Below are 10393 nucleotides of genomic sequence, written 5' to 3'. Positions count from 1 at the left end.
AGCGGAGGCACCAGTGCAGTACCGGCCGCATCGATGAGCGCCAGCGAGCTGGCCATGGTGACGATGCCGGTATCCCGGTTTTCAGCGTACTGATTGACCGCCAGCTTGCTGCCAGCAGAATCGGTGATCCAGACCTCAGCCAGATAGTCGCGGCCGCAATCAATCACCTGGTTGGCAGTCGGAGTGCCGATGTCGAGGGTAGCGGTATGGCCAATGACCACGCCGACCCCATCCTGATAGATTGGCACTTTTCCATCCGGAGGCAGGCGCACCGGGTCAATGCCGATGGCATCAGAGTCGAGGGGAATGGCTGTCAAGATCACCGTTGAATAGGTCAGGCTCCCCGCCTCTACCGCTTGAGCAAACTGCATAGAGATCAACCCCGTGCTGATGTCGGCCTGACCGGAACCCAGTGCCCCAGCGAGTGTGCCAGTACCTGGATCGCTGGAAACCAGCGTCGTCCCATCAGCGGCGATGGCCTTTACCTCCAATCCACCCGATTTGAGCGGGGCACCTGGTGTTTTCCATACTGCACTGGATAGATACGGCCGAGAGACCAGAGCCACACCGGCATTGATCAGGATGTTCCCGGTGACGCCCTTGGCATCGCTCATCACAACCCGGCTGGCCGCCAATTCGACACGGCCCACACGGCTACCGGCTCCGGTTCGGCTATCCGGGTTCTTCCACAATATGCCGTCACGCTCGATATAGATGTTGCCGCCATCCGTAAACATCAGGCTGCCAGATACCAGATTCGGCGCCGCCAAGGAGAACGAGAGCTCCGGCATATTTACGGTAATGTTCTCAGTCACCCCTGCACTCTCGTTGCTCGGTAACCCCTCTAGCGTACCCGCTCCACCATTCAGCTCAGTGGCGGTGATGGTCTCTTTTTGCTTCTGCATCGCCAGACCATTGAACACATAGCTGGTCACGGTGTAGGTGTATTCCTTGGCCCATGAGAAAGAGCCGGTACCAGCCGCGTAATCGATAGTGCCGACCTGCACCCCGTCCCGCTGCAGCTTGCCAGTACCATCATCAACCAAGGTGATCGTCACGGTTTCCGGCGAGCCAGTTGAAGTTCGGCGTCGCAACGGATACCGAATCAACGTTTTACCAGGTGACAGGGGGGCACCGGCACTGAAGCTGGCCATGGTGGACGCATCATCCGGGATCGTGACGTTGGCCAGGCGGTACGGACCGCGAGTATAGGCAACATGGTACACGCCATCGTCTGGTAGACCGGTGGGAACAAAGGTGGCGGATTTACCGGCGTAGCTAACAGACCCTGCGCCGGTCAGATCTCCCGCGAGCACCCCGCTGCCGTTATCAGTAACGGTTTTGCTCTGGCCGCCTGAGGTCCAGGTGATGGCTAATGTTCCCGGCTGCGGCACATAAGGCAGTGCCAGCACCTGCTTTTTGGCAACCGTGATGGCGCCTGCCAGAGGCGTGTACTCCAGGGCCCCGATCGGCAGGAACATCAGCACTATGCTGGTTTCGGCATCCGGCAGCGAACTGAACGTGGCCGAGATAGTGCCGCTCGCGGTAACCGTTCCGGTGCCGGCACCGGTCAAGCGGCCGGTACCGTCATCCTGGATCAGTTGCCACTTACCCAAGCTGCGATACCAAATCACCACGGATCCCGCTTCAGGCGGGTTATTCGGATAGGACCAAATCCAACTGAAGGTGCGGTTGGCCACGGTGACTTCCTTCTCGACACTCACTGCCGCGCCAATCATGCGGGCTGCTGGGGTGTAGGCGATCTGGGCACCACTGGTGAACACGCTGGTCTTGCGATAGGCGTCAATCTGTCCGGACTCATAAGACAGGGAGATCTGGCTGAAATTGTCCGCGCCGGAGACGAATTTGAAACTACCTGAGCCATCATCCTTGTAAACGCCACTGTCGATGGTCAGCACAGATCCCCGCATCGGGATGCGTGGCATAAACGCCCGTGACTGATTACCGGCGACCACCGCAAAAGTCAGCGCCGCCGAGGTGGCTGGTCCAGATGCTGCTAACTGAGCGAGATCGGAGAGGGCCTGCTGCTCGATGACGTTGGTCTCAGAGTAGGCGCTGGGTACGATCGGCTTGTAGACATCTTTCACTCGGACCGATGCGCTGCCAGCCACCGCTGGCTGGGCCAGAGCAGATACGCCGTAGAATTGGGCAGTATCCGCTACGTTGGTGAAGTAAACCTTTGCGGCAGGTGTATCGCCGCTGACTAATGTACCAGTCGGATATGGAACCCCGCCGAAGAGGTTGATCCGCAGCTTGCCTGCTAGCTTGACGGTCAGCTGACGACGCGTGATGGTAAAAAACTCGCCACCCTTTTCATATATGAATTGGCGGACCTCGGCATCGTAACTCTTGATCTTGACGTAGTCGGTGGCCACGACAGCACCGGTTTTATCCAGCTGCTTGAGGAACAGGGTGGATCCCAGTTCTGGCAACTGCTCCTTGGTCTCCTGGTACAACAGGATGGTGCGCTGACCCGCATACTGGTCACCCAGCAGATAGAGGTTGCTGAACACACCAGGAACTAAATAGGCCTCAATGCGAGCGCGGGCCTCAGCACGGGTATCCGTGGGAGTACCTGGTAAGCAGACCACGTTGATGTGGGCATCCTCAGCGTCACGGGTGACGGCAAAGTGACTCCCCTGATAAGACTCTGCGGTCGCGGTGCGTACAGCACAGAAAACCTTGGTCAGGTTGGTGCGACCCTCGGTGCGATCCCGGCGCGATGTCTTTTGAAAAATGGCGTTGAGCGTATTGTCCGGGATTGTTCTACCGGTCGGGCGCCCGCCGCCGGACGCCTCATCGGTCATGCGCTCTGATTCAAGCAATACGAGATCAGCGGGTTGGATAGTCATGCGGCATCCTTAAATGAAAAACCGCCTTTCGGCGGCTTGGTTATTCGGCAGTGAAGAATCGGTAAGTGACTTCGTATTGCAGGTTTGGGTCTTCCCACGGCTCAGTATCGGGCCCAAGAATTGGAGACGCCTCGATGGGCTTTTGAGTGGCGTCCCAATAAACCGAGAACGTCCGGTTGCCAAGAACCAGCGGCAACGGAGTGCCCAGCAGTTGGGTCGCGATCAGGGCGTCCAGCTGCTCACGGGTGACCCAGTCGCCGGTCAGGGTCACTGGTCGTCCGCCCTTCTTCACCCCGCTCTGCTGCAGCAGCATCCCGGTCTGTCCATAGGTTTTTGTCTGCTCCAGTGGCGTCCAATCGAGCTCATCACTCCAGATCAGGTTTTCGCCCTGCCCCAGCGGTAGACCATTCAGTGTTTGGCTCATAGCGTGATCCCTTTAGCGGCGGCGAGCTGGTCAAGCAACTTGTCCAGGTTTTGCTCCTGCTCTGGCGTCACCTGCACTTTTGCCGAGCTCTGGCCGAGTTTGAGCTCAATCGTTTTGCTGACTGCGGTTGATTGGGTGCTGGATGTACTCGTTGCGTTAGCGCTGCTGGAGCCAGTTGATATTGTTGCTGATTTCTTGGCAGTGGCGGCGCTGGCCGCTTCTTCGGCGGCAGCTGCTCGTTTTGCGGCTGCTTCCTCGGCGATGTCCTGCATCTTCTGCTTGTGCAGCTCTTTGAGGATGGCCATCGACTCCTTGGTGTCGGCTATAGCTTGAGCGTCTTGAGCCGTCTTCGCTGCCACCAGCTGGGCCTGTAAGGCAGCCAGCTTGGTTTCATAGTCCCGCTCCTCGATGGCATCCAGAGCACCGTTGTACTGGTCCAGCTCATCCCGCAAGCTGTTTAACGTATTCCGGGCACTGCTCTCGAGTTGGTCCATCTTCGAGCGAGCGGAGTCGATCGCGGAGCGCAGGCCAGAAAGGTCCTGTTCGTCCAGCATGTCCAGGTTGTTGTACAGCCCCTCAGCGCGTTTGACACTTTTGGCAGTGACGTTATCGACATCAGTCAGCTGAGCCGTCATCTTCTCGGCGGCCAGTGCCTGCTTGAGATAGGCCCGTTCGGATGCCAGATATGCCAACCCCAGATCTTTGATATGCCCCTGAATGTCATCGAGGGTGACGGCTGAGCGGATTTCTCGCCATTGTGCAGCATTGTCAGCGAGCTTTTGATTCAACGTAGAGACGGCGCTACTGGCTTCGGAACTCCCCCGCGTCCAGCCCATGATGTTGCTCATCATGGACTCAGTTTGGGCGCTCATGTCCTTGGCCATTTGCTGCAGAGCAGAGCTGTAGTTGCCGATGTAGGCTGCAGCGGCCTGAGCCCCTGCTCTGGTCGCCTCCATGGCTTTTTGAATGTTCTCAGCATTCTGCTCGGTGACGGTTTTCTGGGGTTTTTCACCAGTTCCATTTACTTGATTCTGAAGGCGTAGCAATTCACGCAACTGTTCACTGGTCTGGTCTGCACTGGAGCCTGTGGCATCAATCGACTGGATCAGCGCCACCAGTTGATCAGACAGGCCCAGCGTAGCGGCTTGGGCATAAAGCGAAGCATCGGCATATCGCCCAGTCGCAGCCGCGGCCTCCAATTCTGATTCGGCGTAGACCAGAAATGCCTGACGTTGGACGGCAAGGCTATCACCCGTCAATTTTATACCGGCATAAGCCTTCTTGTTTTCTGCCGCCAGCTTCTCCAAGGCCGCTGCTGACTTAATGCCAAGTTGTTCATAATTACCTGCAGCTTCATCCGCCGCATCAGCATTAGCCTTCTGCTGTTTGGTAGTCTTTTCCAGCTCCTTGTTCACCTTCCCGACCGTCTGCCGATATTCCTCAGCGGACATTTTCCCGGAGGCATACGCCTCCTTGGCTGCCTCCTTCTGCTTATTCAGAAGGTCGATATAGATAGCCGCACCGGCAGCGGATTCTTTGGACAGTTTCTTCGCCGCTTCTGTAGCCTGTGCCAATGACTCGATATAGGGAGCACCTACCAATTTCCCCTTATCATGCAATTCCTGCATGCTATTCGTCAGGGCTTTTATTTCCGCAACGTTATGTGCGGAATCAAATGCCTTATCTAAATACGCTTTAGTGGCCTGTCCGTTGACCTCCGCGGAATTAGCAATAGCGTTCAAGCCAAAAACGAAATCTTGAACAGTTGAGCTAACTCGGCCTGATGCCTGCTCAAGATCGATCCCCGCTTTTGCGAACAGATCTGAGATTGCCGAATTAGTCTGCTCTGTCGTTTCGCGCAGGCCAAGATAATGGCTTTGAATAGCACCGATGCTGGACTTTGATTGTGCCTCGGTATTCTGCATGGCCTTCGCCATGATCACTGACGCGCTTTCTTGCCCGCCAGCCATTTTGGATGTGGCATCAATGATGTCATTCGCATCCTCTTGAAGAGAGGTAGCGAAGGCGTTGTACTCGGCCTTCATCAATCCAGATGATTCCCGGATCTTTCCTGCTAGTCCGTTCTGGCCCATGGCCTCAGCAAGATCGGCAACACTATCCAGTATTTTCGCAATGGCATACGTTGGCTTTAACAGCTCAACAGCAAGACCTTTTACCGTACCAGTGAACAGGTTGAATACAATTCTGAGGCTTTGTACCGCAGCATTTGTCCCTGCGATTAACCCATCAAAACTGCCGCCAATATCTAGGATGAACTGCTTGGTAGCTTCGCCAGTTGTTACCAGCCAATCAGATACCTGCTTCGCGTATTGCTGTAGTCGCCCATCATTCGCCATCTGGTTGATGGTATTGCTCAGCTCTTGGAGTTGGTTCTTTGCCCATTCAAGCACACCAGCGTTGGCGACCGAAGTTTTGAATTCTGTCCAGCTATCCCCGAGGTTTGATAACAATCCGGACATGGTGCTCATTTGCGCATTTGCTGCGCCGACAGACTGATTGCCCATCTCCGAAATCAAAGCCTTGATAGCATCGCGACCCAGCAGGCCGCTTTGCGACATGGCTTGTAACTCTGCGGTCGTTTTGCCAGTAGCTTGAGACAATAAAGCCATGACGGGAACGCCACGCTCTATCATCTGGTTCATCTCTTCTGCTTGAAGCTTTCCTTTCGACCATGCCTGGCCAAGCGCAAGGGTTACGCCCTGCAACCCCTCGAACCCGATGCCTAACTTCGATGATTGATCAACAACAGCCTGCATCGTGCCATCCATAGGATCTAGGCCCATGGACTTTAATCTGATGAATGTTTCAGTGACTTCATTCAGCTGGAGCGGGGTGTCTTTAGCAAACTTCTTGATCCATGCGGTTGCTTGTTGCCCATTTTCAATAGACCCCATTACGGCAGTCATTTGAATTCCAAGCTGCTCTGCCTTATCCCCTGCTTGAAACAAGGACACCAAGCTATCTTTGATGGCTTGGATCCCGACATAAGCCCCAGCCAGTGCAACCAGCTTTCCAGTCAAAGAAACAACGCTGGATGTAAAACCACCTGTTTTTTCATGAAGATCAGCAGTGCTGTTTTTTGTCTTGTCTGCTGCAGCTCCATATTCTTTGAGCTGTTGTTCGCCAGCTTTGAGTTGCTCATTTACCCATTGCTGATCGCCTGCCTGATTGCGTAGCTGTTTCGCTAACCCCGCGATCTCCTGCTCGGCCTGTTCAGTTGCCGCTTTCAATCCTCGCTGTTCTGCGGCCAACTGCTTGGTATTCAGGCCAGACTGTTGCAGTTGGGTGCGCAGACCATTCAGGGTTCCGCTCTGCTTGATGTACTGTTCATCAAGCTGATTCACCTCTTTGCGGGCAGCATTGAACTCCCGGGTCTGCAATTTCAGTGCTTGCTCGGTAGAGCGTAGGGCCTTATCGAGTGTCGCAGTCTCTTTGCTCGAGGCTTTGTATTGCTCGCCGAGAAGCTTTGCTTGTTCTTTGGCGGCCTTCAACTCATCACGCTGGGCTCGAGTTGGGCTGGCGCTGTCTTTGATGCCCTTGGTTAGCAGATCAACCTTGACCTTGGCGGCTTGCCACTCATCAGCCAGCGCCTGGGTGGCGGTCTTGCTGGAGCGATATTCGGCATTGGTCGATGCCACTTGCTGCTTGGAATCCGCCAACCCCTTACCCAACGACGTTGCCCGAGTGCGGGCTTCATCCAGCGTTGAGCTCAGATCAGCGGTGCCCTTCTTCAGGGTCTGGAATTTAGAGATCAGCTGGTCCTGCTGGCGCAGGTTATCCAGGGTGGAAACAAGCTTTTCAACCTCAGCGCTCGATTCCGTTGTCTGGCCTCCCAGGGCATCCAGTTCGTTGATGAGCTTGCCGATCTCGACAAGGCCATCAATGCCGGCAATGATTTTGAGTTGGATTTCGCTCAGGTTTGACATGCTCGACTCACAAAAAAAGAAGGGCGCATAGCGCCCTGTCGTAGTGGGATAATCGTCAGTGGTGACCCGGCTTAAGCCACGTCAAATACTTCGATAGTCCATGGCGCTGTCTTGCCAGCCGGAGTGACCAGCGTTCCCTCCAGCTCGCCTTCAATGAAGTCGCCCTTCATCAGGTCGGTGGCACCTTTGGCGGTAAACACTCCGTGTTCGATGACAACACGCACGCGCTCGTTGGTTGCAAGGTTGACACCATCCACCAGGATCCGGCGTGGCTTGGTGATCTCGGTGGCACCCGATACCTTGGTTCCAGAAACAACCTTGGTCTTGTAGGAGACCTTTACCGCTACGGCCGCCGCCTCCGTCAACGCCATGATCAATCCCAAATCGCGTTTCACTTCGTAGTCAGTGCCCTCCACCAGCGGAGTGCTGTCGGAGGTTTTCTTCACAGACCAACCGGTGGTATCGATGTTCTGGTTGGCCAGCTCCAGATAACCATCAGCAGATAGAGTCACCGCCTCATCTGCCACAGTCTTGGATGTAGTGGCGAACGATTCCGCTTTACCTGCAACGGCGTCAGCCAGCAGAGCTTTGCTGGCGGTATCCCACTTGATGGACACCTTGGCCGGATCCTTCGGCACCTGAACAGCATCCAAGGTCTGGCCGAAGCTCTCTTTCTTATTTGAGGCTCGGCTCTTCTCCTCGGTGGTCGGTGGAGTCAGTTGCAACTGGCTGACGTTGATCGGCCCGGATGCCGGACCATAAACGCCAGCAGACAGGATCTCTGACATGAAAACATCACCTGCCAACAGCAGGCCTGTATCAACAAATTTACCCATGGCGGGCATCTCCTATGCGGATATAAAAAACCCGCCAGAGCGGGTGGTGAGTGTGCAGAAATAGAAAACCCGCCGAAGCGGGTTGAGGTTTAGAGATTGGCGAGCATCACGTCAGGTGGTGTACTCAATGGTGATAGGAATCGAGGTTAGGTACAGCTCAGATTGTATTTCCTCAGGTTCCAGGGTGATCTCTCCAACGCTCAGCTTCAGCAAAGAGGTTCCTTCCAAAGGAACTCCGAATGTCAAAGGAACGAGCGTGTTCAGTACGGAATCGAGCAGTGCATCTCGGGCGGCTCGGCCATCAGAAACATCTTGATACAGGTCGAGCTGTAACGCCCTCGACCGCTTCCATCCGGTCCCGCGCCGTTCGATTCCTCTTTCTTTGAGTTCTCGTAGGTGACACACCGGCAGCGGGGTGTATTCATCAATTTGAGGAATGCCATCACACACGCAATCTGGTTTGCTGAACTCAGAGATCAAACGAATCTTTGTCAGCAGAGCGTCAACGATCACGGTAACTGCGGTCATAGGCCGATCTCCTGTGTGATTCTAATTTCGAGGCTTTTTTGAATCTGCGTGATGTACTGCTCGGTGATGATCCCATCCCACCACTGCTTCAACCCGACGCCAGACGACTGCACAAGCACTTTTTTCCCCGCCTTTTCATAACGGATCAGTGGCTTTTGCTTTTTGCCGTATGGGTTCACAAACCCGTAGACTTGAACTCGCTTGCCGCCTCGCTGCACGAAAACACTTGCCCGAGTTCCTGTTTTATCTTCTGTGGCTGTTGTGAATTTAACCCTTGAGAAAGGTACTCTTTTTGTGTCGAGCGAGATGGTTGCCTCATCCTTCTTTGATGAGGCTCTACCAATCTTGATTCGAGCCTTGACCGACGCCTCGGAAAATCCATCTGCGGTAATGCGCTGGATCAGGTCGGCCCGGGTCTCCTTCGCCTGCTCATTGATGATGCCAGCAATCTGCTGCCTGAGCTTCGCAGGTAACGCCTTGAACTCCTCCATGCGCTCATTCAATCCGACCAGGGTGATGGCTTTCGGTCGCCTGGCACGACTTGTTCCGCCTGACATCAGCTCACCATCACGCGAATTGTGGTGCCATTATCTGAACCTTCCACCTTGCCTTCGATCCGAAAGCTCCGTCCGCGCATGGCAATTAGATCGCCAATTCTGGCAAAGGGCCAAACAAGCTCAGGCAGGATCAGATCGATTTGCTGGCGAGGCTCGGAGCGAGCCCCAACAAGAATATTCTCCATGGCCAGCCACGCCGATATGGCATAAGGCTCACCACCTTTCGGGATGTATTGCGCTGGCTCACCGGCCAGCTTTCTGGCTGCAAGCTGCATCTCACCAGGCGTGACGCTGATGTCCTCGATGAGATACCAATCAGCCCCATGCTTGAGTAACTGTCCAGGCAGAACACCGGCGCGAGGCCGTATCGTGATGAACGTGGTGCCACTGGCATAGATACTGGATTGAGATTCACGCCCTGCTGATTTTGGGGCCACCAGCTTTGCCCATAGAGATCCAAGGTTTGGCCAACTGGGCGGCGAACCTGAGCCAGTCCCAAACCGGGTCAACCGGCTGTTGAGGTCTCCACTTTTAAGCATGCGTCCTCCTAGCCAACTGCCAGATCCCGGTATGGGTTGATCAGGCTTGCATAGGCCAGCGGCAAGGTGGTGGCGATCGTGCCAGTCACTACCGCCTCCCGGTTGGTGTACCAATGGCTGATCAGCATGAGGGCTGCCATCCGCAGTGTCGGCGTTAGCTGCTGAGTAATCGACACCTCTGAACTCACTGCGGGTTCTTGGTCAGCTGGAATTAGCTGCTTGTTGATATCGTTCTCGATCTGGGTAATCGCCGCAGCAATCAATAGCCCGAGATGATCATCTTCTGTGGCGTCATCCAGTTCGAGCCGACACTGTCGCTTTGCCTCCTCAGGACTGATCAGCATGTATTACTCCTGGCCCTGTTCCTGAACCAGATATGGCTCGGCGAGCTTCGATTTAATAAGGTGCTGTGCAACTTCCGGATAGAAGCTGGTGATATCGCCCTTGCTGTAGTTCTTGTACGGCCCCAGCAGGGTGACAACGACCTTCTCTGTAACCGGCGCAATATCAGACTGCCGGTCTTGTAGGCCCGATTCTTCCGCCTTCGTGATGATGTCTTTGTCTTGCTCACCCACCCCAGCACCTGGAGCTGGATTCGGAGCCCCCTGTTCTGACTGGCTCTGTTGTGCAAGCTGTTCGCCTTGCTTTGCATCGGCGACTGGTTGTTTAGCCATGACGGCTCCTTAAGT

The 10393-nt window shown here is 55.1% G+C and carries 9 protein-coding genes; all 9 read right to left on the bottom strand.

The genetic code is table 11. From position 1 onward, the window contains the following. Window positions 1-2873, bottom strand: a 2873-nt coding sequence (locus ACYVG7_RS07915) for a hypothetical protein (RefSeq protein WP_460882643.1), incomplete at its 3' end; no start/stop codon positions are given. 40 nt (window positions 2874-2913) lie between these two features. Continuing rightward, window positions 2914-3297 (bottom strand): hypothetical protein, encoded by a 384-nt coding sequence (locus tag ACYVG7_RS07910; RefSeq protein WP_460882642.1) that lies wholly within the window; start codon window positions 3295-3297, stop codon window positions 2914-2916. Continuing rightward, window positions 3294-7244: a tape measure protein gene (locus ACYVG7_RS07905; RefSeq protein WP_460882641.1), complete on the bottom strand. Its 3951-nt coding sequence runs from the start codon at window positions 7242-7244 to the stop codon at window positions 3294-3296. Before ACYVG7_RS07905 ends, ACYVG7_RS07910 begins: the two co-directional genes overlap by 4 nt. Window positions 7245-7315: 71 nt before the next feature. After that, a complete protein-coding gene (locus ACYVG7_RS07900) occupies window positions 7316-8080 on the bottom strand; it encodes a phage tail tube protein (protein ID WP_460882640.1) in 765 nt (254 codons plus the stop codon). A gap of 111 nt (window positions 8081-8191) precedes the next feature. Further along, window positions 8192-8608 (bottom strand): hypothetical protein, encoded by a 417-nt coding sequence (locus ACYVG7_RS07895; RefSeq protein ID WP_460882639.1) that lies wholly within the window; start codon window positions 8606-8608, stop codon window positions 8192-8194. Next, entirely contained in the window at window positions 8605-9165 is a 561-nt protein-coding gene (locus tag ACYVG7_RS07890) for a hypothetical protein (RefSeq protein ID WP_460882638.1), read from the bottom strand. The genes ACYVG7_RS07895 and ACYVG7_RS07890 overlap by 4 nt, the downstream gene beginning before the upstream one ends. Continuing rightward, on the bottom strand, window positions 9165-9602 hold the full coding sequence (locus ACYVG7_RS07885; protein WP_460882637.1) for a hypothetical protein: 438 nt from the start codon (window positions 9600-9602) through the stop codon (window positions 9165-9167). Before ACYVG7_RS07885 ends, ACYVG7_RS07890 begins: the two co-directional genes overlap by 1 nt. 110 nt (window positions 9603-9712) lie before the next feature. Next, window positions 9713-10048, bottom strand: a complete 336-nt coding sequence (locus ACYVG7_RS07880; protein WP_460882636.1) for a head-tail connector protein — start codon at window positions 10046-10048, stop codon at window positions 9713-9715. A gap of 3 nt (window positions 10049-10051) precedes the next feature. Then, window positions 10052-10378, bottom strand: a complete 327-nt coding sequence (locus ACYVG7_RS07875; RefSeq protein ID WP_460882635.1) for a hypothetical protein — start codon at window positions 10376-10378, stop codon at window positions 10052-10054. Window positions 10379-10393: the final 15 nt, after the last annotated feature.

The organism is Pseudaeromonas pectinilytica (genome assembly GCF_054780855.1).
This window is presented reverse-complemented; position numbering and strand designations above follow the sequence as displayed.